Source organism: Citrobacter sp. Cb041 (assembly GCF_030336655.1).
Classification (GTDB): Bacteria; Pseudomonadota; Gammaproteobacteria; order Enterobacterales; family Enterobacteriaceae; genus Citrobacter; species Citrobacter braakii.
Genome location: NZ_JAOWDD010000031.1, coordinates 15282 through 39035, shown reverse-complemented (window position 1 = coordinate 39035; position 23754 = coordinate 15282). Strand labels below are relative to the sequence as shown.

19 protein-coding genes are annotated in these 23754 nt (G+C 53.8%); 8 read left to right on the top strand and 11 right to left on the bottom strand.

Annotation, left to right across the window (positions count from 1 at the left end; translation table 11 throughout):
- Positions 1 to 48 precede the first annotated feature (48 nt).
- From aaeB to aaeX, 3 genes are read right to left on the bottom strand one after another with little or no spacing between them, the layout of a single operon-like run.
- Entirely contained in the window at positions 49 to 2016 is a 1968-nt protein-coding gene (aaeB, locus tag OGV52_RS06660) for a p-hydroxybenzoic acid efflux pump subunit AaeB (RefSeq protein WP_287108263.1), read from the bottom strand.
- 5 nt (positions 2017 to 2021) lie between these two features.
- Positions 2022 to 2954: a p-hydroxybenzoic acid efflux pump subunit AaeA gene (aaeA, locus tag OGV52_RS06655; protein ID WP_016154711.1), complete on the bottom strand. Its 933-nt coding sequence runs from the start codon at positions 2952 to 2954 to the stop codon at positions 2022 to 2024.
- A 7-nt stretch (positions 2955 to 2961) separates the two neighbouring features.
- Positions 2962 to 3165, bottom strand: coding sequence for a p-hydroxybenzoic acid efflux pump operon protein AaeX (gene aaeX / locus OGV52_RS06650; protein ID WP_003025177.1), 204 nt, complete (start codon positions 3163 to 3165; stop codon positions 2962 to 2964).
- A 184-nt stretch (positions 3166 to 3349) separates the two neighbouring features.
- Between aaeX and aaeR the strand changes: the two genes are divergently transcribed.
- Positions 3350 to 4279, top strand: coding sequence for an HTH-type transcriptional activator AaeR (aaeR, locus tag OGV52_RS06645; RefSeq protein WP_016157586.1), 930 nt, complete (start codon positions 3350 to 3352; stop codon positions 4277 to 4279).
- 94 nt (positions 4280 to 4373) lie between these two features.
- Here the strand turns inward: aaeR and tldD are convergent, their stop codons facing one another.
- From tldD to csrD, 8 genes are all read right to left on the bottom strand, one after another.
- Positions 4374 to 5819, bottom strand: a complete 1446-nt coding sequence (gene tldD, locus OGV52_RS06640) for a metalloprotease TldD (protein ID WP_016154713.1) — start codon at positions 5817 to 5819, stop codon at positions 4374 to 4376.
- 149 nt (positions 5820 to 5968) lie between these two features.
- Positions 5969 to 9769 carry an AsmA2 domain-containing protein YhdP gene (gene yhdP, locus OGV52_RS06635; protein ID WP_287108262.1) on the bottom strand — a complete coding sequence of 1267 codons (3801 nt, stop codon included), beginning with the start codon at positions 9767 to 9769 and terminating at the stop codon, positions 5969 to 5971.
- 114 nt (positions 9770 to 9883) lie between these two features.
- Positions 9884 to 11353: a ribonuclease G gene (gene rng / locus OGV52_RS06630; RefSeq protein ID WP_003828822.1), complete on the bottom strand. Its 1470-nt coding sequence runs from the start codon at positions 11351 to 11353 to the stop codon at positions 9884 to 9886.
- A complete protein-coding gene (locus tag OGV52_RS06625; RefSeq protein WP_220221898.1) occupies positions 11343 to 11936 on the bottom strand; it encodes a Maf family protein in 594 nt (197 codons plus the stop codon). The genes rng and OGV52_RS06625 overlap by 11 nt, the downstream gene beginning before the upstream one ends.
- Positions 11937 to 11943: 7 nt before the next feature.
- Positions 11944 to 12432, bottom strand: coding sequence for a rod shape-determining protein MreD (gene mreD, locus OGV52_RS06620; RefSeq protein WP_047499764.1), 489 nt, complete (start codon positions 12430 to 12432; stop codon positions 11944 to 11946).
- A complete protein-coding gene (mreC, locus tag OGV52_RS06615) occupies positions 12433 to 13455 on the bottom strand; it encodes a rod shape-determining protein MreC (protein ID WP_049283194.1) in 1023 nt (340 codons plus the stop codon).
- Positions 13456 to 13519: 64 nt separating this feature from the next.
- Positions 13520 to 14563, bottom strand: a complete 1044-nt coding sequence (gene mreB, locus OGV52_RS06610) for a rod shape-determining protein MreB (protein WP_000913396.1) — start codon at positions 14561 to 14563, stop codon at positions 13520 to 13522.
- A gap of 306 nt (positions 14564 to 14869) precedes the next feature.
- Positions 14870 to 16810: an RNase E specificity factor CsrD gene (gene csrD / locus OGV52_RS06605; RefSeq protein WP_016154717.1), complete on the bottom strand. Its 1941-nt coding sequence runs from the start codon at positions 16808 to 16810 to the stop codon at positions 14870 to 14872.
- 225 nt (positions 16811 to 17035) lie between these two features.
- On the opposite strand from csrD, the gene acuI reads away from it, so the two are divergent.
- The 7 genes from acuI to panF all read left to right on the top strand — a co-directional run bounded on the left by acuI (position 17036) and on the right by panF (position 23748).
- The gene (acuI, locus tag OGV52_RS06600; protein ID WP_047358541.1) at positions 17036 to 18010 is read left to right on the top strand and encodes an acrylyl-CoA reductase (NADPH); all 975 of its coding nucleotides are present in this window, start codon (positions 17036 to 17038) and stop codon (positions 18008 to 18010) included.
- Between the two features lie 119 nt (positions 18011 to 18129).
- Positions 18130 to 19134, top strand: a complete 1005-nt coding sequence (msrP, locus tag OGV52_RS06595; protein WP_016157591.1) for a protein-methionine-sulfoxide reductase catalytic subunit MsrP — start codon at positions 18130 to 18132, stop codon at positions 19132 to 19134.
- Positions 19135 to 19734, top strand: a complete 600-nt coding sequence (gene msrQ / locus OGV52_RS06590) for a protein-methionine-sulfoxide reductase heme-binding subunit MsrQ (RefSeq protein WP_016157592.1) — start codon at positions 19135 to 19137, stop codon at positions 19732 to 19734.
- Positions 19735 to 20126: 392 nt separating this feature from the next.
- Positions 20127 to 20597, top strand: coding sequence for an acetyl-CoA carboxylase biotin carboxyl carrier protein (gene accB, locus OGV52_RS06585; RefSeq protein WP_003025210.1), 471 nt, complete (start codon positions 20127 to 20129; stop codon positions 20595 to 20597).
- 10 nt (positions 20598 to 20607) lie between these two features.
- Positions 20608 to 21957 carry an acetyl-CoA carboxylase biotin carboxylase subunit gene (gene accC / locus OGV52_RS06580; RefSeq protein WP_003828838.1) on the top strand — a complete coding sequence of 450 codons (1350 nt, stop codon included), beginning with the start codon at positions 20608 to 20610 and terminating at the stop codon, positions 21955 to 21957.
- Between the two features lie 107 nt (positions 21958 to 22064).
- On the top strand, positions 22065 to 22307 hold the full coding sequence (locus OGV52_RS06575) for a YhdT family protein (protein WP_016154721.1): 243 nt from the start codon (positions 22065 to 22067) through the stop codon (positions 22305 to 22307).
- On the top strand, positions 22297 to 23748 hold the full coding sequence (gene panF, locus OGV52_RS06570) for a sodium/pantothenate symporter (protein WP_016157593.1): 1452 nt from the start codon (positions 22297 to 22299) through the stop codon (positions 23746 to 23748). The genes OGV52_RS06575 and panF overlap by 11 nt, the downstream gene beginning before the upstream one ends.
- Positions 23749 to 23754: the final 6 nt, after the last annotated feature.

Here is a 23754-nt window from a genome sequence, read left to right as displayed (position 1 = left end):
AAGTATAGCCATAAAAAAACCGACGCTTTTAGCGTCGGTTTCCAACTCTTAATTACTGGTCAGCGCATGCTGGTATTTGTGCAGCATCCCGCTAAGTCGTTTTACCGGCTCGGTCACCTGCGGTGGCGCTTGCCAGATGATTAATTTCTCCTGATAGATCTCAAGCTCTTCCAGCAGCTGGCTAAAGTAGCGTCGGCGCTTGTCGTCGTTTCCTGCGGAAATCACGTGATCCGCAGTGCGACGAAGCTGGCGATGGAACGCGGATAGATCCTCGTTTACCGGTATCGGCGCATCGCGCAGGCGCTGATGCGCAATGATCATCGTCAGCGCCAGGCGAAACTTCGCCAGGTCGCCGGGAAATTTGTTCATCAGCAAAAACAGCTGCTGATAAAGCGCCGGGAGATGGTTTTCTTTACGACGTACCACGTTGGTGGTCATCGCTGAAACCGCCGCCGAGACAAACTGGTTGAGCAACACGCGACCCGTTCTGTCACGAGAGTTATCGCGCACCAACAGAATGACGATAAATGCCAGCACGCAGCCAACAATTTGCCCCAGCGCACTGTCAAGGAACTGGCTAAAGTGGAAGGTCATCGGGTTATCCAGCACGATGATATTAATAGTGCTGGCCAGCGCCCCCATTGATCCCAGCCGTCGTTTCTGTACCTCTATACCCAGAAAGAACCCCAGCACCGCCAGGCTAAGGCACAGTAGCAACATGCTTTGTTGCGTATTGGGGATAATCACCAGGAAATAGAGCGCCCCGAGCGGTAACGCCGCCAACGTACCGTAAATAAAGTCTATCGCCACCATGCGCGGGTTGGGCAAACGCATTGCCAGCGAAGTGACAACCGCAATCATCACCATTGCGCCGCTGCCGGAGGTCCATCCGGTCCACAGCCAGAATAAAGTTCCCAGCACACAAGAAAGCGTGGTGCGCCAGAAGTTGACCATCGCATGATGGCGCTCGGCAGACTCCACCTTCACTACTGGTTCACCTTGCAGGATCTCTTCTTCCAAGGCGCTAATTTTGGTATTACTCAGTACACCGCGTTTGAGCAACAGGTAGCGCGTCGCGGCGCCTGCCCAACTATATATCGTGATCGGCGTTTCGCGTTCGCCGGTCCAGGCAATCACCCGCCGCATCCGCTTCAACTGTTTATGAACATCCTGCACCGTTTCAACCGGCATATTGAACAACTCGCGGAAGGTATCAGTGATCAGTTCGGGTCGAGTGTTCTGAATAAGATAGGTTTCGCAGGACTGCGTGATGAGCGTGAGTGACAGCGTGTTCAATGCTTTGAGCCTGCGGTTAGCCCGCCCCCAGCGTGAGGACTCCATATTCAGGTTACTTCGCATGCCTTCCATTGCCGCCGTACGCCGGACTAAATCGCCCCAGGCTTTGTCCACTTCTTCACTGTCACCATGCTTAATGCACAGTTGCATAAGCTGATACTGCGCCACCAGCAGGCTATCCAGTTCGACATCAATCTCCTGTTTCACCGAACGGGGCGAAAAGAGCAGATCGGCCACAATAGCACAGACAATCCCCATCACTATTTCACTACAGCGTTCGAGCGCAAATTGCGGCGTCAGCAGCGGTTCAGCCTGAATGGTAATGACGATGATCAGCGCCGTATAGCCCGAAAGTCCCCAGGCATAGGAGTTTTCGATCTTCACAAGCGACGAGATCCAGGTACAAAAACCGGCCCAGATACAACACACCAGGATCATCAATAACGGGGCGCGGATCATGCTGATGATAATGATCAGTGCAGCAATACAGCCGATAAATGTCCCAACAATACGCAGCATGCCGCGATAGCGTATAGCACCAGAATAGGGCTCTCCGCCAGCGGCAAAGGCCGGGCCAGCCGCCACAATGGCGGCGGTCAGCACTGCCCAGCGCGGGGTCTCAAGTTGGAAGTGAAAGCCAACGAACAGCGCCAGTACAATCGCGCACGCCAGTTTTACCGCAAAGCGGATATGCTGGTTGGCAATAGAGAAAATGCCCATCACGATTAGCCAAACTCGCGCAGGCGATGCGCCATTTTACGGAAGAAGGATTCCCGGCTTGCATCGCGATCCTGCTTGCCGGTAATGACGACGGTAGCCGTAGTCCCCGCAGGCCACAGGGTTCCCTGCTGCTCATCAAGACGAATTCGCACCGGTACACGCTGCGCCAGACGCACCCATTCAAGATTGGAATCAATGGTCGCCATACCCTTTGCGTCCCGCGTGCTGCTGGCATTCGTTACACCAGCCGCCACGCTATCAACGGTGCCCTTCAGCACATGATTACTGCCCAGCGGGGTGATCTCTGCGCGATACCCAGGGCGGACGCCTTCCAGCTTGGTTTCTTCCATATAGGCCAGCACATAAAAAGAATGCTGTTTGACCAATGCCACCGCCGTAGAGCCGCGAGTAATAAATTCGCCGCTGTAGACGTTCAGGTTAGTCACCCAGCCATCTGCTGGCGCGCGAATGACGGTACGTTCCAGATCTAATTTCGCCAGGTCGCGGGTCGCCTGCGCCTTCGCAAGCTGGTGTAATACGGTTTGCAGGACATTGTTTGACTGGTCGATCTCTTCACGAGACATAGCCTGCACGCCCAGCCGATTACGACGGCTGGCCTCCTGGCGTTTTTCCTGTGATAACACCTGATAGTAGGCGACGTCTGCTTCCGCTTCTTCGAGCGCTTTTTTATAGCGCGGCTGATCGATGGTAAACAGAACCTGGTCTTTCTTCACCAGTTGATTATCATGAACGTTGACGTTAGTGATAAGCCCGGCGACATCCGGGGCTATTGCCACAACGTCGGCGCTGAAGCGCGCATCACGCGTCCACGGCGACTCGGTGTAGAACACCCATGCGCGGAAAATGGCGATGAAGGCCAGAATGACCAGTACGAGAGTCGTGGCCGTACGGGAGAGTTTTCTTGTTAGTGTTTTCACTTCAACCTCAAACGAACAGGCGCGTTATTAAATAGAACAGGCAGCAATACAGCGCGGTGTTAAACAGAGCCGGGTGCCAGACAAAATCATAGATGCCAGTTGGAACCAGTACCCGGCGCACCAGCCAGAAAATCGCCAGTGACAAAAGTAATTCGAAAAAAATCGGTGGGAAGGACAGACCAAACACCACGATAACGGGAAACAGACTCATGTTGACCTTGGTAGCTTAAGAGAGTGCAGGTGATAGATTTTCTAGCGTATGTCACCGCAGAGAAGGGCAAGGATGAGCCAGGCGAGAGCGACATAGCTGTTATTTGAATAATAATATATTAACGTAACTGTTATGCTGTTATCTATATTATGTGATCTAAATCACTTTTAAGTCAGAGTGAACAATGGAACGATTAAAACGTATGTCGGTGTTTGCCAAAGTTGTCGAACTGGGCTCCTTCACCGCCGCCGCAAGACAGTTACAAATGAGCGTTTCATCGATAAGCCAGACGGTCTCTAAACTGGAAGATGAGCTACAGGTCAAGCTGCTAAACCGCAGCACACGCAGCATTGGGCTAACTGAAGCCGGTAAAATTTATTATCAGGGTTGCCGCCGGATGCTGCACGAAGCACAGGATGTTCACGAACAGCTTTATGCCTTTAACAACACGCCCATCGGCACCTTGCGCATTGGTTGTTCTTCAACCATGGCACAAAATGTCCTCGCTGGGTTGACCGCAACGATGCTGAAAGAGTATCCAGGATTGACGGTAAATCTGGTAACAGGCATCCCGGCACCGGATTTAATCGCCGACGGTCTGGACGTGGTTATTCGCGTCGGCGCGTTGCAGGACTCCAGCCTGTTTTCACGTCGCCTGGGAACCATGCCGATGGTGGTCTGCGCCGCTAAAAGCTATCTCGCGCAATTTGGCGTGCCGGAAAAACCCGCCGATCTCAGCAACCACTCGTGGCTGGAATACAGCGTGCGCCCGGATAATGAATTCGAACTTATCGCTCCGGAGGGGATCTCTACCCGCCTGATCCCAGAAGGGCGCTTCGTGACTAACGATCCGATGACGCTGGTGCGCTGGCTGGCCGCAGGCGCGGGTATTGCCTATGTGCCGCTGATGTGGGTGATCAATGAGATCAATCGTGGCGAAGTGGAGATCCTGCTGCCCCGCTACCAGTCGGATCCACGTCCGGTCTATGCGCTGTATACCGAAAAAGACAAACTACCGCTCAAGGTCCAGGTGGTGATTAACTATCTGACGGATTATTTTGTCGATGTGGCGCAGCTGTTTCAGGGGATGTACGGCCGGGGCAAAGAGAAATAAAAAAGCCCGGTAGCGCTTTGCTTACCGGGCCTACATTCAGTGCCAGCGCACATTCCAGGCCGGATACGCTGAGCGTTATCCGGCGACCGGGTCGTTACGCGGTACCACCTACGGTCAAGTTATCCACCTTCAGCGTCGGCTGGCCCACGCCCACCGGCAAGCTTTGTCCTTCTTTGCCGCAAACGCCAACCCCGTTATCCAGTTTCAGGTCGTTACCCACCATCGAAATCTGCTGCATCGCTTCGATACCGGAGCCAATCAGCGTTGCGCCTTTCACCGGTTTGGTCACTTTACCGTTTTCAATCAGGTACGCTTCGGATGTCGAGAATACAAATTTCCCGGAGGTGATATCCACCTGACCGCCGCCAAAGTTAGGCGCATAAATACCGTATTCAACGGATTCGATGATTTCCTGCGGCGTGGATTTCCCCGGCAGCATATAGGTGTTGGTCATACGCGGCATCGGCAGGTGCGCGTAAGATTCACGGCGACCGTTACCCGTTGGCGCTACGCCCATCAGGCGCGCATTCAGTTTGTCCTGCATGTAGCCTTTCAGAATGCCGTTTTCGATCAGCACGTTGTACTGACCCGGTGTCCCTTCGTCATCGATAGCCACGGAACCGCGACGGTCCGCCATTGTGCCATCATCCACAACGGTACACAGTTCTGACGCCACCAGCTCACCCATGTGACCGCTGAATACCGAGGTGCCACGGCGGTTAAAATCACCTTCCAGACCATGACCGACCGCTTCATGCAGCAGAACGCCAGGCCAGCCAGCGCCGAGTACTACCGGCAGCGTACCAGCAGGCGCTGCTACCGCGGACAGATTGACTAACGCCATGCGTACGGCCTCTTTCGCCCACGCGTCGGCACGGACTTCACCATCGAGGTCGCCAAGGAAATAGTCATAGCCAAAACGACCGCCGCCACCGCTGGCGCCGCGCTCACGCTTACCGTCCTCTTCGACCTGTACGCTTACGGACAAACGTACCAGCGGGCGGACGTCAGCGGCCAGCGTACCGTCAGTCGCGGCCACCAGGATCAGTTCATAAACACCGGTCAGGCTGGCGGTCACTTCCTGGACGCGTTTGTCGGCGGCACGGGCCACGTTGTCTACGCGGCGCAGGATATCGAGTTTTTCTTCACGGCTCATGCTCTGCAACGGATCAACCGAGGTGTAAAGCGCCTGATGCTCCACGGCCCCCAGCGTTTTTACTTTGCCGTCACCGTTGTCACGCACGATAGTACGCGCGGCATGAGCGCTTTGTTCCAGCGCCAACAGGCTAATCTGGTCTGCATAGGCAAACCCTGTTTTCTCGCCGCTGATGGCGCGCACGCCAACGCCCTGATCGATATTGTAAGAACCATCTTTAATGATGCGGTCTTCTAAAACCCAGGATTCGTGATAGCTCGACTGAAAATAGAGATCGCCGTAATCAAGACGGCGTTCGGCCAGTTGGCCCAGGATGGCAAACAGATCCTGATGTTTCAGGCCATTTGCCGCTAGCAATTGTTCACTTACCAGGTTCAGACTCATCGTTTTGATTACTCATTTAATTCTGCCGGATAGCGGAAAAAAAACGCCTTATCCGGCCTACGTTGTTAGGCTGCTGTAGGCCGGATAAGCGCTGCGCCATCCGGCAATACTATGTACTGAGATTGGGGCAATTACTCGCCCCCGTCAAATCATTGCTGGCTTTCTTTGCGCGGCTGACGCAGAACTTCGTTAATTTGCGGCTTATCGACCGGACCAGTGATGCGATAGCGCAGAATTGAGACTTTGCTCCACAGCGGCCCCAGCACCTTACTGGCGGCAAACACCGCCGCACCAACAATCGGGTTGACGGCAAACGCGGCGGCAACCCCTACGGTGGCAGAAATTTCTGGTGCGACGATGGCTTCCATGTCCAGATCCCGGCGTACCAGGTTCACTGAACCTTTCATCGCAATGTCGGCTTCCAGACCGTCCACCAGCGTGTCGTCGGTATGCATCACGCCATCTTTGATCCACGCCGTGCTGCGAATCGAGTCGAAATAGAAGCCTTCGCTGAAGGTGTCGCTAAAATCAAAGCGCAGTTTACGCAGTAACGCATCGAAGCTTAGCAGACGTAACAGTTGCCCCGCATGTCCGGTACTGAGTTCGGTAAGTTCGCCTTTGCCCAGCCGGGTACGCAAAATACCATTCAGCGAGGCTACATCAGGATCCCACGGCGGATTACGCCAATGCAGATCATACTCCACGTTGAATGAAGAATTGCGAATCGGCGTTGATACGCCAAAGAAACCGGCTGCGGAGTCAATTTTATTGCCGCTCAGTTTACCCTTCAGCGACGTTCGCTCCTTGCCCGGCGCATTCACCCACACGCCGTCGGTGGTCAGTCTGGCAAAACCCGTATCCAACAGACCGTTACTCAAGGTCAGCGTGTCGCCTTTAATCGCTACATCGGCGTCAATGCGCCCGTATTTCTGTCCCCACATCCAGCACTCGGCACAGCGCAGCTGAAGGTCCGGCCAGCCACGGAAGCTGACGTTGTCGATGGCTGAGAACGGCGAGGCTGGCGTACTATTTTGTGACGGTTTTGCCGCGCTTGGGTTGTAATAAAGATACTTAATATTGGCCAGCCACGGCGCATTATTGCGCATAGCCAGCGTGGCGTTAATTTCACGGCCCTGCGCCTGCACGGTGGAGCCATTGCTCGCAGGCTCAGAAACGATACTCAAATTATTCCACTGTTGACCGCCCAGGGATAACGATGGCGTACGCACCGTGATGCGCTGCGGGAAGTTAGCGTTGCTGCCCACGTTATCCACAGCGCCTTTCTGGAATAACGCCAGCCATTGCGCGCCATCCATAGGGGGAAGATTAAGCTCTATGCCTTGTTGATCGGGTAACGCTGGCACGGTGCGGCTTTCCGACGCCCAGATTGCGCGGTCAAGCGTCAGTTTCTGATTCAGCAGCCAGCGGCTATTAAAATGATTTTTACTGCCAGCGTTGCCGGTCAGATCAAAGCTGCGCAGATTGCCGTTGGCCTTAACGTTCACCGGCAACGCCTCACCGGCCGCCTTATTCAGCGGAGAAGGTAAGTGACTACTTACATTCTTGAGGTCGCCCTTTAACTCAACGTTGTAGGTCGGCCCGGTATGATACGGAAGATCGATTCCTACCTTGCCATTCCACGCTATGCTGCCATTCAACGCGTCGTTGACCTGCGTCGGTAAAATCCCCATGCGGCTTGGCTGCCAGTCACCTTGAAGATTCACGGCTACCTGATAGGCTTTCGCCCCTTCGGTCGTGGAAAAGTCGACGTTCAGCGGCTGATTAAACCAGTTCGCGGTCATCGGCTCGCTCTTCAGATCGCCGTTGATAAAGCTGAATTTACCATTCAAATTCTTCAGCGTGCTGTCGAGCGGTTTAATAAACAGGCTGTTATCACGCAGGTTGACGTCACCTTTGGCGGTAACCAGCGAGCCGTCTAGCGGAATATCAAGATGTAAGCGAGCATTCACATCGCCGTCAATCTGCAACTGCTCAAGCGTAGCGCCGAGTGAATCCTTCAATGGCGTCTCATCAAAATAAGGTCCAACCGCCTTGCCCGGCCCGTTGATGTCGGCATCAATCAGCAGTTTTTCTTTTGCATAGTCGGGGATGTTAGCCGTCAGATTACTGGCCTTCACACCGCCCAGATTAACGCTATCGGTCTTCATCCACAGGCCGTCGTTAATGAAGTTCAGTTCAATATTAAGGTCAGTCAGCACGGGCCAGTCGGGCTGGAAAGCAAACTTCGCATTGCGAAGCGGCACCAGTACCTGGAACTGCCCTTCATTGTGTAGATACGGGAACAGATGCGGGTCGCCGCCATACACCAACGTGGCGTTATCCGCTTCGCCGCCCTGAATAGCGCCGCTGAGGTAATCAACAAGCTCTTTGCCCATCAGGTTTTCCGGGAAGTAACGCCAGGCCTGAGAGCCATCGTCGGTGCTGATACCTGCCAGAATGCCCAACCATGGCTCATCATTGGCGGGCTGCAGATAGCGAAAACCACCGCGTGCGTGTACCGCTTTCGCTTTAACATCAATATTGCGCCCATCTAACTGGAAACCTTTATCATTCTTCAGCCAGCTTAGCGTCGCTACGCCGTCCTCTATTTCCAGCGGTGCGCGAAAGACGGTTTCATACGGCATTTTAGCTTGCTTCATGGAAGCAGTGAGCGCCCCGTTTTCAACGCTGCCCGCGAGCGTACCGGAGAAATGTTCTGCCCCTGGCAGCAGCTTCCACTGTTTCCAGGCCAGATTGGTCCACGAGGACTGGAAGCGAGTTTTTTCTGTTGCCTGTAACGGGATATCCAGCGCCAGCACATCTATTTTGCCGCTCGGCTGCGTGGCCCGCCAGATATCACCCAGCGCAGGCGATAACTTGGCCGCCATCGGACGCAGCCCTTCTAACCCGGCCAGCTCCAGATTGCTGGCGCGGATGCGTAGCTCGTCGCTGCGTTTGTTATTCTCGCCGCCGACTTCCTGTTCAGGGATCCAGGCCAGCGCTAACGCCCCGCTTGGCCAGGGTTTATCATCCATCGTGATACGGGTATCGGGAATGGAGAATTGCCAGCCCGACTGCTCGCGGCTGATGTGCGCCGTCAGGTTATCGACGGAGAGCGTGTGCGTACGACTCTCTCCCAGCCAACTTGCCCCACCTTTTTTCAGCCAGACATCGCCGCCGGAAACGACACCTTTTCTGATCGTCATCCATGCTTCCAGGCTAAAACGCGCGGTTTGCAACGCGACATTATCCTGCATCCATTTACCCAGCCACGGCTTGACGTCGATATCGTCAGCCTGCAGCCAGACCCGACCGTTATTCAACAGCCCGTTGTCATCACGCAGATCCATTCGCACCTGCATAACACCGTGCTGCCCGGTCAAACTGGAGAGACTGACCTGGCCTTCAGCGCGATGTCGGTTTTTACCGTTAAGCCAGGTAAGTTGCGGGATCGCCAGTTCTGCACGCTGGCCTGAGAGGGTTAAAAAGCTAATCTGGCTGTCGCGTAGATCGAAATGATCAAACTGACGCAGGAAGAGATCGCTCAGGTGGCCGGCTTCAATTCCATCACCGCTTTCACTGCGCTGGATGGGGGTATTGGTACGCAGCTGCAACTGCCAGAAGGTGAGATCGCGAAACTGCCAGCGCATGTGCAGCAAGCTTTGCCAGACATCCAGCGCTAATGTGACGCGCTTTACCGAAAATTCACCGCCATCTTTAAGCTGCGCGTGGATATCGCGCGCTTCAAGAGTAGGCCCGAAATTTTGCCAGCTAGCGGAAAGTTGGCTGGCGGAGACGGGCAGACCGGTGGCGGATTCAATCTTGCCAAGGATGGCCGGACGCCAGCTATCAAGATGAGGTAGCGCAAGGCGCAGCCCACTGACCAGCAGCGCTGCGATGACAACGAATGCGGCTCCAGTGAGCAGTAATATCCCCGGCAATCGCCTCACGCGCCTCTCCTTGTCTACCAAAAAATGTGACTCACAAAACCGTCTTGCCGGATGGCGGCGTGAACGCCTTCTCCGGCCTGCAAGGTATCGCCATTGGGCGTTTACCAGGCCAGATTACATCATGACAACGTCGAACTGCTCCTGGTTATACAGCGGTTCGACTTGTACTTTAACCTGTTTGCCGACAAAGATTTCCACTTCCGCCAACGCATGTGACTCTTCCCCCTTCAGGGTTTCAGCCACTGCCGGAGATGCATAAACCAGGAAACGATCGGAGTCATATGCATGGTGTACCCGCACGATTTCGCGCATGATTTCATAGCATACTGTTTCCACGGTTTTCACCGTACCGCGCCCATGACAGGTCGGACACTCGTTGCACAACACATGCTCCACGCTTTCACGCGTGCGTTTGCGCGTCATCTCCACCAGGCCCAACTGTGAAAAACCGTTGATGCTGGTTTTTACGCGATCCTTGCTCAGCGCCTGTTCCAGAGAGTGCAGTACCCGTCGACGGTGGTCTTCATTATTCATGTCGATAAAATCGATAATGATAATGCCGCCGAGGTTACGCAGACGCAGCTGACGAGCAATGGCCTGCGTTGCTTCAATATTAGTATTAAAGATAGTGTCGTCGAGATTACGATGCCCAACAAACGCTCCGGTATTGATATCGACGGTGGTCATTGCTTCAGTTTGATCGATGATCAGATAGCCGCCGGATTTCAGTTCAACCTTGCGTTCCAGCGCGCGCTGGATTTCATTCTCAACGTCAAAGAGATCAAAAATGGGCTGGCGCCCGCTGTAATGTTCCAGCTTGCTGGTCATTTCGGGGATATATTCCGCTGTGAACTCCAGCAACGCTTCATAAGTCAGACGAGAGTCAACGCGGATCCGGTCAAGCTGGGCATCAGCAAAATCACGCAACACGCGCTGCGCCAGCGCCAGTTCACCGTACATCTGGTAGCGCGTTTGCGGGCGTTTTTTACGCTCCATGACTTTAGTCCAGACGCGCTTCAGGTAGGCAGCATCCGAGGCCAGATCCTCCTCGCAGACGCCTTCCGCCGCTGTGCGAATGATGAATCCGCCCTGTTCATCGCAGTAATCCGCCACCACTTTTTTCAGGCGTTCGCGTTCGGTTTCGCTTTCGATACGTTGGGAAACGCCAACGTGCGAAGCACCCGGCATAAAGACGAGGTAACGGGAAGGAAGCGTGATGTCCGTCGTCAGGCGTGCGCCCTTCGTACCCAACGGATCTTTTACCACCTGCACCATCAGATCCTGGCCCTGGCGAACCAGTTCAGAAATGTCGCGCACGGTGAACTGTTTTTGTTCTTCACCCGCCACGCATTCGGTGTGCGGCATGATGTCTGAAGCGTGAAGAAATGCGGCTTTATCCAGTCCAATATCTACAAAAGCCGCCTGCATACCCGGAAGTACACGACTTACACGACCTTTGTAGATATTGCCTACGATTCCGCGTCGCGCCTCACGTTCAATATGAATTTCCTGCAGAATACCGCCATCAATGTAAGCCACCCGAGTTTCCGATGGCGTTACGTTTACCAACAATTCAGCCGTCATGTTTATCCCTTTTCTCACGCAGTGCGTTAAAATTGGTCAGCAACTCATACGTTTCTACCAGCGGTAAGCCGACTACGGCGTGATAGCTGCCATTGATCTTCCTGACAAAACAGCCACCCAACCCTTGAATACCGTATGCACCTGCTTTATCCATTGGTTCACCGCTGGCAACATAGCCCGCGATGTCCTCATCGGTTAGTGCTCTGAACGTCACTTCCGTCACCACCAGACAGTCCAGACTGTGCCGGCGGTCGGCCAATGCCACGGCGGTCATGACCTGATGCGTTTTACCCGACAGTTTGCGCAGCATTGCTGCGGCATGGGCGGCGTCGTGTGGTTTTTCCAGCACTTCGCCATTAAGGATAACAATGGTATCTGCACCCAATACCGGCAAATCGCGCTGCGCCAGCGCCACGCCAGCCTGCGCTTTTTCGCGTGCGAGACGCGAAACATACTGCTGCGCGCTCTCCTGCGGGTGTCGCTGTTCTTCAATCCCAGGCACCAGCCGTTCAAAGGTAACACCAAGCTGAGCGAGCAGCTCCTGACGACGTGGAGAACCTGAAGCAAGATACAGAGTATTCATATCAACCTTATTGCACCGCAAACTGCTGACGGACTTTACGCATCAGTAAGAATAGCCATGGCCAAAGCACACCATTCACTACACTACTCCAGAACACTTCGGGTCTGAAAGAGACATTGATCACTAAAAACTCGGCCCAGAAAACAATAATATCCACGACCAGTGATAACAACATGACCACCAGCGCCTGTTGCCAGAGCGCGAGGTTACGGAATAGCTGGAATTTCAGCGCGACCAGATAAGCAATGATACTCATCGACAATGCGCGCACGCCAAGCGTGGAGCCGCTGATGAGATCCAGTATGGCACCCACCACAAACCCCGTGCCCACATTTACGCGATGCGGCAGCGCCAGGATCCAGTACAACAAGATGAGCAGTACCCAGTTTGGCCGGAAAACCAGAATATCGTCCGGCCAGGGCATGATTTGCAGCAACAGTGCAATAAGGAACGAGAGCCAAATCACCCAACGTCCCTGGCTACGATAGCTTGCCACTTACTGTCCTCCCGGCTTACGCGGAGCAGGTTGTGGCGGCGTGGTGTCTGCAGACGCTGGAGTCACGCCTGTTGCGGGAGCTGGCACTGGCGCAGGCGGCCCCATGGCATCTGGTGCAGGCAGAACTTGCGGCATCATTTGCATCAGACGTTCATTGGCAACGCGGTGCACTTCTTCGGGCGTCATCGGATTTGCGCCGTTACGATCGGCGCCCCACAACAGCAGCAGATAACGCAGACGCTGCAGACCTGCGGTCGGGCGTGCCTGAATCACGGTATAAGCGCGCTGAGTGTCCAGCTTAACGGAAGAAACAACACCAACCGGATAGCCTTCAGGGAAACGTCCCCCCAGACCCGAGGTAACCAGCACATCGCCAACGCGAATGTCGGTGTTGGCCGGCAGGTGTTCGAGCTGAAGATCGTCGGTGCAGCCGTTACCGGCAGCGATCACGCGGATATCGTTACGCAGTACCTGAATGGGCAGAGCATGCGTCGCATCGCAAATCAGCAGCACGCGGCTGGTCAGTTTAGCCACCGCTACGACCTGACCCACAACGCCTTTGTCGCTAATAACCGGCTGACCTTCGTAGACCCCGTTAACGCTCCCTTTGTCGATCACCACCTGATCGCTGTAAGGGTCATTAACCGTCGAGATGACCTGCGTCACCATCTTTTGTTCGTCCTGACGCAGCGGCGATCCCAGCAGCTCACGCAAACGCGCGTTCTCCTGTTTATATTGCCCCAGCATCAGCAGCTCGCTGTTTTTCAGCAGCAGTTCCTGACGCAACGCCCGATTTTCAAGTTCGAGTTGGTCACGCGAAGCCAGCGTTTGCGAAACGCCGTCGAGTAATTCACGAGGACCATTTGAGATAAAGTAGAAAGGACTGACGGCGGTATCCATGTACGTTCGGATTTGACTAAACGTACCCAGGCGGCTGTCGGCAATAATAACGCCGAGCGCCACCAGCACCGCCAGAATAAGGCGAATCTGTAGCGACGGGCCACGGCTAAAAATTGGCTTCATAGTCTATGCGTATTCTCGTATCAGAGCGGAAGGGCAACCCGCGGGCTACCCTACCTGCATCCGATTACTCTTCGCTGAACAGGTCGCCGCCGTGCATATCGATCATTTCCAGCGCCTTGCCGCCACCGCGCGCCACGCAGGTCAGCGGATCTTCAGCAACAACAACTGGAATACCGGTTTCTTCCATTAACAGACGGTCAAGGTTACGCAGCAGAGCACCGCCACCGGTCAGTACCATGCCGCGTTCGGAGATGTCAGACGCCAGTTCTGGCGGACACTGTTCCAGTGCAACCATCACCGCGCTCACGATACCGGTCAGCGGTTCCTGCAGGGCTTCCAGAATCTCGTTGGAGTTCAGGGTAAAGCCGCGTGGAACACCTTCTGCCAGGTTACGGCCGCGAACTTCGATCTCGCGCACTTCGTCGCCCGGATAAGCGGAACCGATTTCGTGTTTAATACGTTCTGCGGTGGCTTCACCGATCAGAGAACCGTAGTTACGACGAACATAATTAATGATGGCTTCGTCGAAGCGGTCACCGCCAATACGTACAGAAGAGGAGTAAACCACGCCGTTCAGGGAGATAACGGCAACTTCAGTTGTACCACCACCGATATCCACAACCATAGAACCGGTTGCTTCAGAAACTGGCAGACCCGCCCCGATCGCAGCCGCCATCGGCTCTTCGATCAGGAATACTTCACGGGCGCCTGCGCCCTGAGCGGATTCACGGATCGCGCGGCGTTCAACCTGAGTTGCTCCAACCGGTACACATACCAGTACGCGCGGGCTTGGGCGCATGAAGCTATTGCTGTGCACTTGTTTGATAAAGTGCTGGAGCATTTTTTCAGTCACGAAGAAGTCAGCGATAACGCCGTCTTTCATTGGGCGAATGGCGGCGATATTGCCCGGTGTACGACCCAGCATCTGCTTCGCGTCATGGCCCACTGCGGCTACGCTTTTTGGCGAGCCGGCACGATCCTGACGAATGGCCACAACAGAAGGCTCATTCAATACGATGCCTTGTCCTTTTACATAAATAAGGGTATTCGCGGTACCCAGGTCAATGGACAGGTCATTGGAAAACATGCCACGAAATTTTTTCAACATACTAAGGGATAATCCTGAAAGCTGGGGCGGAAAACAAAATCCGCTTACTTTACCAACCACACGCAGCAGCGACAAGGCGCAAAAATCATCTGCTACGGTGAAAATTAGTGCAGTTCGTTTCCTTTGTTACAAAATCGGCCTGAGTCCATCAGGGCTGAATAAATCAGCAGCACTCCTCGCTTTTGTTTGCAACCTGTCAAAGGTCATTCACCTGCATGTTTGCTGTTACAACCTGGCGAGCAGACAAGCACACCCCCAGAAGGCACAGCGCGCGTTATTCTACGTGAAAACGAATTAAACGGCAGGTTAAACCGAGTATCTTTGCGAATATTTTTTCACGTTAGTGTCAAGTGGCTGTGATGCGGCAAAAAAATCCCCTTGCCCACCCGCAACTCCGCGTTCCGTCAGCGTATGCCACTCGCTACGCGAACGAACGCCCGTGGCGTAAACCTGCGTTGGTGTTCCAGAACAAGCCTCCACCAGGCTTTGCACCAGGAGCTGGTTTTCGGTTCGCTTATCAATATTCCTCACCAGGCTTGGATGCAGCTTCAATAACTCAACGTTAAGCTCTTTGATCCAACTGGTGCTCACCAGCGTTAAACCCGCCTGCGTAACGGCAATTCGCACACCCAGCGCATTCATCAATCTGATGACGGGCTGTAACCGGCTGATGTGTTGACAGACATCTGCCTCAGCAAGTTCAATAATTATGCGTTTGCGTAATGATTTTTCGCACTGCATCAGCGTATCACGTAGCCAGCGCTGAAAACGTGGGCGAATTAGCGATTCAACCGTTGTCTGCATCGCCAGGTTTTCCTGCGGCCAGTAGCCCAACAGTAAGATCAGACGGCTGATTTGCAGACGGTCATATTCTTCAGCCAGGCCAAACTGCAGGACCATCGGCATATATTCCGCCGAAATAACCTCTTCGCTGCCATCAAAAATACGGCACATCAGCTCTCGGTGGTGCACCCGTCCTTCACGGGTTACCGCAGGCTTTTGATAAATTCTGGGTCCACCCCGGCTGAGCATCTGTTCGATCAGCGTTCGCCAGCGTACGTTACCCCGACCTTTTTCCGGTAGTGAGTCATCATAGACCGACCAACTGTTCCCACCCTGCAATACCGAGTTCCGCGTGGCGGCTTCGGCGTGATCCATCACTTGTTCCGTCGACTGACCGCTGCGGCAAACACAAATGCCAATATGAACCATATCGGCACGGTCGATCATTTTATTAGCCGGAAGCGCATCTACCGCTTTTAATAATTGCCCGGCAATACTTTCCGCCTCTTTCAGCGTGCGGTGTGGCAACAGGATGGCAAAATCGCTACGGTGGTAGCGCGCCAGCAACGCGCCCGGATAGCGCGTCATAAAAGTCGACAACAAATTGATTAGCGTTGAAATTTGTTCTTCCGCAAGGGTAATTCCCCAGCTATCGCGCAGCAGTGTAAAGTCCGGCAGGCGTACCATCATCACGACGCCATGCGATCCCACTTTTTCCTGATCTTCCAGCAGCGTTGCCAGTTGGTTATCAAAAAACAGGCGGTTGCTTAGCCCGGTTTTTGTATCCTGCGCCACATAGGAACGAATCAGCGTATCCAGTCGGCTACGTTGCTCGCGGGCACTTTGAATTTCGGTCAGCAGCATATCGAGCGCGCTACTGGTACGCGCAGGCCATTCATAGACCGTCCCCCGCACGTTCGGTCCACGTTCGCCGTTAAGAATGCGCGTTGAACGAATCTCCAGCAACTCTTGACCTGAAAGCTGACGCTGAAGCCAGCGCACAGACAAAAAGAGCATCAGTATAATGAAAGCAATCGCCAACGTGAGCGGCGCGGTAGTCATCAGCGAATGGAAATAGTTGCCCATTGGATCCTGATAAACCAGACGCAGCGACATGCCCGGGTGTTTGACCAACGGGACGGTGACATCACGATACAGATTGTTCGTCCCCGCCGGGCGGTAGCTGCTGGTTCGGGAGTGGTCATACACCACGTGTTCGCCCTGAAGCAGTTCGACGCGCACGATATCAACCGAAACCATCAGTTCATCGATTTGCGGGGTTAGCGCAACGACATCGCGGGAGACAAGGTGCGTATCAATCGCCGTCGCCACCGCCTGAACACGGGTGGTGAACTTATATTGAATCGCGTTATAGAAACTCAGCGAGCAGCCGATCAGAGTTACGAAGATCGTTAACCCTGTAAGCAGCGTCACAAAAGCTGAAAATTTCGTCGTTAATCGCATCCTTGTGTTAACTCCGACAGTTATGAAACAGGCATGAAAGTGATAAAGCGGCGCGAAAATGCAAAACTGAACGCAAAATCCGTCCATTTATACAAACAGTGTGGGCATACTACCAAATTAGGTATATCTGGCAATTTATTGCGCGGAATCGGCATCATGTTTTGATTAGCGAGTATAGTCTTCATTAATAATTTTCCAATCCACTATACGAATTGAGGACAGGTTATGCAGGCTTTGATCTTAGAACAGCAGGACGGAAAAACCCTCGCATCCGTTCAACCCCTCGACGAAAATCAGCTACCGGAAGGCGATGTGACGGTGGATGTCCACTGGTCAAGCCTGAACTATAAAGACGCCCTGGCTATCACCGGCAAGGGTAAAATCATTCGTAATTTTCCGATGATTCCTGGTATCGATTTCGCCGGTACCGTGCGCGCAAGCGAAGATCCCCGTTTTCATGCAGGTCAGGAAGTTTTACTGACCGGCTGGGGCGTGGGTGAAAATCATTGGGGTGGACTGGCCGAACGCGCACGCGTGAAAGGCGACTGGCTGGTTGCGCTGCCACAAGGGCTGGACGGACGTAAAGCCATGGTCATCGGTACCGCTGGCTTTACCGCCATGCTGTGCGTCATGGCGCTTGAAGATGCAGGTATTCGCCCGCAAGACGGTGAGATTGTCGTCACCGGCGCCAGCGGCGGCGTGGGTAGCACGGCCGTGGCGTTACTGCATAAGCTGGGTTATCAGGTTGCGGCGGTTTCGGGTCGCGAAAGTACTCACGACTACCTGAAGAGCCTGGGCGCTAACCGTATCCTTAGCCGCGATGAATTTGCTGAATCTCGCCCATTGGAAAAACAGCTGTGGGCTGGTGCGGTTGATACCGTTGGCGACAAAGTTCTGGCAAAAGTCCTGGCACAGATGAACTACGGTGGCTGCGTTGCCGCCTGCGGCCTGGCTGGCGGTTTCGCTCTGCCGACGACGGTGATGCCATTTATTCTGCGTAACGTTCGTTTGCAAGGGGTGGACTCGGTGATGACCCCGCCGGCACGCCGGGCAGAAGCCTGGGCGCGTCTGGTTAAGGATCTGCCGGACTCTTTCTATGCTCAGGCCGCCACGGAGATTACGCTGGCGGATGCGCCGAAGTTTGCCGATGCCATCATCAATAACCAGGTGCAAGGTCGTACGCTGGTGAAGGTGAAGTAACAAGCTCTGGCGCAGAAATTTACACTTAATTAACGAAATTTCGCGGCATATCTACAGACTCCCTGCCATATTAACTACGCGTCCCCTGTCAGTTATGACGCGTAAGCCGGGAGTCTGTTATGAAGAAATTACGTCCATTTACAGAAGCCGACGTCACTGACGAGTCGGCTTTTTTTATGCAACGCCGCCAGGTACTGAAAGCATTAGGAATCAGCGCCGCCGCGTTGTCTTTCCCCCTCTCTGCGCAGGCTGACCTTCTTAGCTGGTTTAAGGGGAATGACCGCCCGCCCGCGCCCGCGGGTAAGCCGCTTGATTTCAGTAAACCCGCCGCCTGGCAAAATTCGCTTCCTTTAACGCCGGCGGATAAAGTTTCTGGCTACAACAACTTCTATGAGTTCGGTCTCGATAAAGCGGATCCGGCAGCCAATGCTGGCAGTCTGAAAACCGATCCGTGGACGTTAAAAATCAGTGGTGAGGTGGCAAAACCACTCACCCTCGATCACGATGCGCTGACCGCCCGTTTCCCACTGGAAGAACGGATTTACCGGATGCGCTGTGTGGAAGCCTGGTCAATGGTCGTGCCGTGGATTGGTTTTCCGTTACATAAACTGCTGGCGCAGGTTGAACCCACCAGCAACGCAAAATATGTCGCCTTCGAAACGATCTACGCGCCGGATGAGATGCCAGGACAAAAAGATCGCTTTATTGGCGGCGGGCTGAAGTATCCCTATGTTGAAGGACTGCGTCTGGATGAAGCTATGCATCCACTCACTCTGCTTACCGTGGGGGTTTATGGAAAAGCTCTTCCCCCACAAAATGGCGCGCCCATTCGCTTAATTGTGCCGTGGAAATACGGATTTAAAGGCATTAAGTCGATCGTGAGTATTAAACTAACCCGCGAACGCCCCCCGACAACCTGGAATCTGGCCGCCCCCAATGAATATGGATTTTATGCCAACGTGAATCCGCATGTCGATCACCCGCGCTGGTCCCAGGCCACTGAGCGTTTTATTGGCGCAGGCGGTATTCTGGACGTTCAGCGCCAACCCACGCTGCTGTTTAACGGTTACGCCGACGAGGTCGCTTCGCTGTACCGTGGTCTTAACCTGCAGGAGAATTTTTGAGTGCGCCTGACTGCAAAGCACATTACCGGGCTGAAAGTTTGCCTGCACCTTGCCGGCTTTTTACCGTTTGTCTGGCTATTTTGGGCGGTGAATCACGGTGGTCTGAGCGCAGACCCGGTCAAAGATATCCAGCACTTTACCGGTAGGACAGCTCTGAAATTCTTGCTGGCGACCTTGCTGGTCTCTCCCCTCGCGCGCTACGCTAAACAGCCATTATTGATACGCACACGGCGCCTGTTAGGGCTATGGTGTTTCGCCTGGGCAACGTTGCATTTAACCAGCTACGCACTCCTGGAACTGGGCATTCATAATCTGGCGCTGTTAGGACGGGAATTAATCACGCGACCTTATTTGATGCTGGGCATTGCCAGTTGGGGCATATTATTCGCCCTCACGTTAACCTCCACCCAGTCGGCTCAGCGAAAACTGGGCAAAAATTGGCAGTATTTGCACAACTTCGTCTATCTTGTGGCGATCCTGGCACCCATACATTATCTGTGGTCGGTAAAAATTATCTCCCCTCAACCGATTATTTATGCAGCACTCGCTGTGGTGTTGTTAGCCTGCCGTTACAAGAAGTTTCGCCAGTGGTGGCGGTAGTTTCACGTTATGTGCAGTGCGTTACAAAATGTGGACGATCCGATTTTCTTTACATGTTAACGGTTGATTATCTTCCCTGATAAGACCAGTATTTAGCTGCCAATTGCTACGAAATAGTTATAATGTGCGACTTTGCTATCCCCGGTAGCGTTTTTAGAGCGCTGAAAGGGTGACATTCGCATGTTGAAGGTATATTTTGTCTTTTACCCGAAAATGGCAGAAGATAGCCGCACAATGACTAACAAGTCTGGCAATCTCACTTAATGGCAACCGCACCCAGTGCAATGCCTGAGATGCGTGGCATCTTGTCACTCACTGTTATAAAAATGCTATACAGACGGCGGTAAAACGCTTGTCACAATCTCACTAAACAAAGAGTACGGAACCCACTCATGGATATTCGTAAGATTAAAAAACTGATCGAGCTGGTTGAAGAATCAGGCATCTCCGAACTGGAAATTTCTGAAGGCGAAGAGTCTGTACGCATCAGCCGTGCGGCGCCAGCTGCAAGTTTTCCAATGATGCAACAGGCTTATGCTGCACCAGTGATGCAGCAGCCAGCTCTGTCTAACGCTGTCGCACAAACTGCCTCTCCAAGTATGGAAGCTCCGGCAGCAGCGGAAATCAGTGGTCACATCGTACGCTCCCCAATGGTTGGTACGTTCTACCGCACCCCGAGCCCAGATGCGAAAGCGTTCATCGAAATCGGCCAGAAAGTGAATGCGGGCGATACCCTGTGCATCGTTGAAGCCATGAAAATGATGAACCAGATCGAAGCCGACAAATCCGGCGTAGTGAAAGCGATTCTGGTAGAAAGCGGTCAACCGGTAGAATTTGACGAGCCGCTGGTCGTCATCGAATAACGAGGCGAACATGTTGGATAAAATTGTTATCGCCAACCGCGGTGAGATCGCCCTGCGTATTCTGCGTGCCTGTAAAGAGCTGGGCATCAAGACTGTCGCTGTGCATTCAAGCGCGGATCGCGATTTAAAACACGTATTGCTGGCGGATGAGACGGTCTGTATTGGCCCGGCTCCGTCCGTAAAAAGCTATCTGAACATCCCGGCTATCATTAGCGCTGCTGAAATCACCGGCGCAGTGGCAATTCACCCGGGCTATGGCTTCCTCTCTGAGAATGCCAACTTTGCTGAACAGGTAGAACGTTCCGGCTTTATCTTCATCGGCCCGAAAGCCGACACCATCCGCCTGATGGGCGATAAAGTGTCCGCAATTACCGCGATGAAAAAAGCTGGCGTACCGACAGTCCCAGGCTCTGACGGCCCTCTGGGCGACGACATGGACGCTAACCGCGCTCATGCGAAGCGCATCGGTTATCCAGTTATTATCAAAGCCTCCGGCGGCGGCGGCGGTCGCGGTATGCGCGTCGTGCGCAGCGATGCCGAACTGGCACAATCCATCTCCATGACCAAAGCGGAAGCGAAAGCGGCTTTCAACAACGACATGGTTTACATGGAGAAGTACCTGGAAAACCCACGCCACATCGAAATTCAGGTGCTGGCGGACGGTCAGGGTAACGCGATTTATCTGGCAGAACGTGACTGCTCCATGCAGCGTCGTCACCAGAAAGTCGTCGAAGAAGCACCAGCACCGGGCATTACTCCGGAACTGCGTCGCTACATCGGCGAGCGTTGCGCCAAAGCGTGTGTTGATATCGGCTATCGCGGGGCAGGTACTTTCGAGTTCCTGTTCGAAAACGGCGAGTTCTACTTCATTGAAATGAACACCCGTATTCAGGTTGAACACCCGGTAACCGAAATGATCACCGGCGTTGACCTGATCAAAGAGCAGCTGCGCATCGCTGCGGGACAACCGCTGTCCATCAAGCAGGATGAAGTTGTGGTTAAAGGCCATGCGGTAGAATGCCGTATCAACGCCGAAGACCCGAACACCTTCCTGCCAAGCCCGGGTAAAATCACGCGTTTCCACGCGCCGGGTGGCTTTGGTGTGCGCTGGGAGTCTCATATTTACGCAGGCTACACCGTACCTCCGTACTATGACTCAATGATCGGTAAGCTGATCTGCTATGGCGAAAACCGCGACGTAGCAATCGCCCGTATGAAAAACGCATTGCAGGAACTGATCATCGACGGTATCAAAACCAACGTTGATCTGCAGATCCGCATCATGAATGACGAGCATTTCCAGCACGGTGGAACCAATATCCACTATCTGGAGAAAAAACTCGGACTTCAGGAAAAGTAAGCGTGCGTTAACTGAAAAGGCCGGAAATTTCGGCCTTTTGTTTTTCTCCCCTCCCGCACGTGCCATAAGGTACAATCCCCGCTTTCTTTATCCACAAGGGACAAAAAATGGACGCTCGTTTTGTTCAGGCCCATAAAGAGGCGCGCTGGGCGCTGTGGCTGACCCTTTTATATCTTGCCACATGGTTAGTGGCCGCTTACTTACCAGATTCCACGCTCGGTTTTACCGGCTTACCACACTGGTTCGAAATGGCCTGCCTGCTAACGCCGCTGGTTTTCATCGTGCTGTGCTGGGCGATGGTGAAGTTTATCTATCGCGACATTCCGTTGGAGGATGACGATGCAGCTTGAAGTTATTTTGCCGCTGGTCGCCTATCTGTTGGTGGTCTTCGGTCTTTCCGTTTACGCCATGCGTAAGAGATCGACCGGCACTTTCCTGAATGAATATTTCCTCGGCAGCCGCTCGATGGGCGGGGTCGTATTAGCCATGACGCTAACGGCAACCTACATTAGCGCCAGTTCGTTTATTGGCGGTCCTGGCGCCGCTTACAAATACGGGCTGGGATGGGTGCTGCTCGCGATGATCCAGTTGCCCGCCGTTTGGCTTTCTCTGGGGATTCTTGGTAAGAAATTCGCGATTCTGGCGCGCCGTTATAATGCCGTTACCCTCAACGATATGCTGTTTGCCCGCTACCAGAGTCGCCTGCTTGTGTGGCTGGCAAGCCTTAGCCTGCTGGTCGCGTTTGTCGGAGCAATGACCGTACAGTTTATTGGCGGCGCACGTTTGCTTGAAACCGCTGCAGGTATACCTTACGAAACCGGTTTGCTTATTTTTGGCGTCAGTATCGCATTGTATACGGCGTTCGGCGGTTTTCGCGCCAGCGTACTGAACGACACCATGCAGGGTATGGTGATGCTGATTGGTACTATTGTTCTGCTGGTCGGCGTCGTTCATGCTGCCGGTGGCCTCAGCAATGCGGTGGTAACCCTGCAAACTATCGACCCTAAACTGGTCTCGCCGCAAGGCGCGGATGACATTCTGTCACCCACGTTCATGACCTCATTCTGGGTACTGGTGTGCTTTGGCGTAATTGGGCTGCCGCATACAGCAGTACGCTGCATCTCTTATAAAGACAGCAAAGCTGTACACCGCGGCATTATCATCGGCACCATCGTAGTGGCAATCCTGATGTTTGGTATGCATCTGGCGGGTGCGTTGGGGCGTGCGGTGATCCCTGATCTGACAGTGCCGGATCTGGTTATCCCTACGCTAATGGTCAAAGTATTGCCGCCGGTAGCTGCTGGGATCTTCCTCGCGGCCCCCATGGCCGCGATCATGTCGACGATCAATGCCCAATTGCTGCAAAGTTCCGCTACGATCATTAAGGATCTGTACCTGAACCTGCGTCCGGAACAGCTGAAAAACGAAACCCGGCTGAAGCGCATGTCGGCAGTGATTACCCTGTTGCTCGGCGCGTTACTGCTACTGGCTGCCTGGAAACCACCAGAAATGATTATCTGGCTTAATCTGCTGGCGTTTGGCGGGCTGGAAGCCGTCTTCCTGTGGCCGCTGGTACTGGGCCTGTACTGGGAGCGGGCAAACGCGGCGGGCGCTTTGAGCGCGATGATTATCGGCGGCGTTCTTTATGCCGTACTCGCTACATTTAACATTCAGTACCTGGGTTTCCACCCGATTGTGCCCTCGTTACTGATAAGCTTGCTGGCTTTCCTGATCGGCAACCGTTTCGGTTCTGCCGTCCCGCAAGCCGCCATATTGACTACTGATAAATAAAAGAGT

Coding starts and splice junctions, on each gene's coding strand:
- aaeB (WP_287108263.1), bottom strand. CDS start 2,016: ATGGGCATTTTCTCTATTGCCAACCAGCATATCCGCTTTGCGGTAAAA.
- aaeX (WP_003025177.1), bottom strand. CDS start 3,165: ATGAGTCTGTTTCCCGTTATCGTGGTGTTTGGTCTGTCCTTCCCACCG.
- aaeR (WP_016157586.1), top strand. CDS start 3,350: ATGGAACGATTAAAACGTATGTCGGTGTTTGCCAAAGTTGTCGAACTG.
- tldD (WP_016154713.1), bottom strand. CDS start 5,819: ATGAGTCTGAACCTGGTAAGTGAACAATTGCTAGCGGCAAATGGCCTG.
- rng (WP_003828822.1), bottom strand. CDS start 11,353: ATGACGGCTGAATTGTTGGTAAACGTAACGCCATCGGAAACTCGGGTG.
- OGV52_RS06625 (WP_220221898.1), bottom strand. CDS start 11,936: ATGAATACTCTGTATCTTGCTTCAGGTTCTCCACGTCGTCAGGAGCTG.
- mreC (WP_049283194.1), bottom strand. CDS start 13,455: ATGAAGCCAATTTTTAGCCGTGGCCCGTCGCTACAGATTCGCCTTATT.
- mreB (WP_000913396.1), bottom strand. CDS start 14,563: ATGTTGAAAAAATTTCGTGGCATGTTTTCCAATGACCTGTCCATTGAC.
- csrD (WP_016154717.1), bottom strand. CDS start 16,810: ATGCGATTAACGACGAAATTTTCAGCTTTTGTGACGCTGCTTACAGGG.
- acuI (WP_047358541.1), top strand. CDS start 17,036: ATGCAGGCTTTGATCTTAGAACAGCAGGACGGAAAAACCCTCGCATCC.
- msrP (WP_016157591.1), top strand. CDS start 18,130: ATGAAGAAATTACGTCCATTTACAGAAGCCGACGTCACTGACGAGTCG.
- accB (WP_003025210.1), top strand. CDS start 20,127: ATGGATATTCGTAAGATTAAAAAACTGATCGAGCTGGTTGAAGAATCA.
- accC (WP_003828838.1), top strand. CDS start 20,608: ATGTTGGATAAAATTGTTATCGCCAACCGCGGTGAGATCGCCCTGCGT.
- OGV52_RS06575 (WP_016154721.1), top strand. CDS start 22,065: ATGGACGCTCGTTTTGTTCAGGCCCATAAAGAGGCGCGCTGGGCGCTG.
- panF (WP_016157593.1), top strand. CDS start 22,297: ATGCAGCTTGAAGTTATTTTGCCGCTGGTCGCCTATCTGTTGGTGGTC.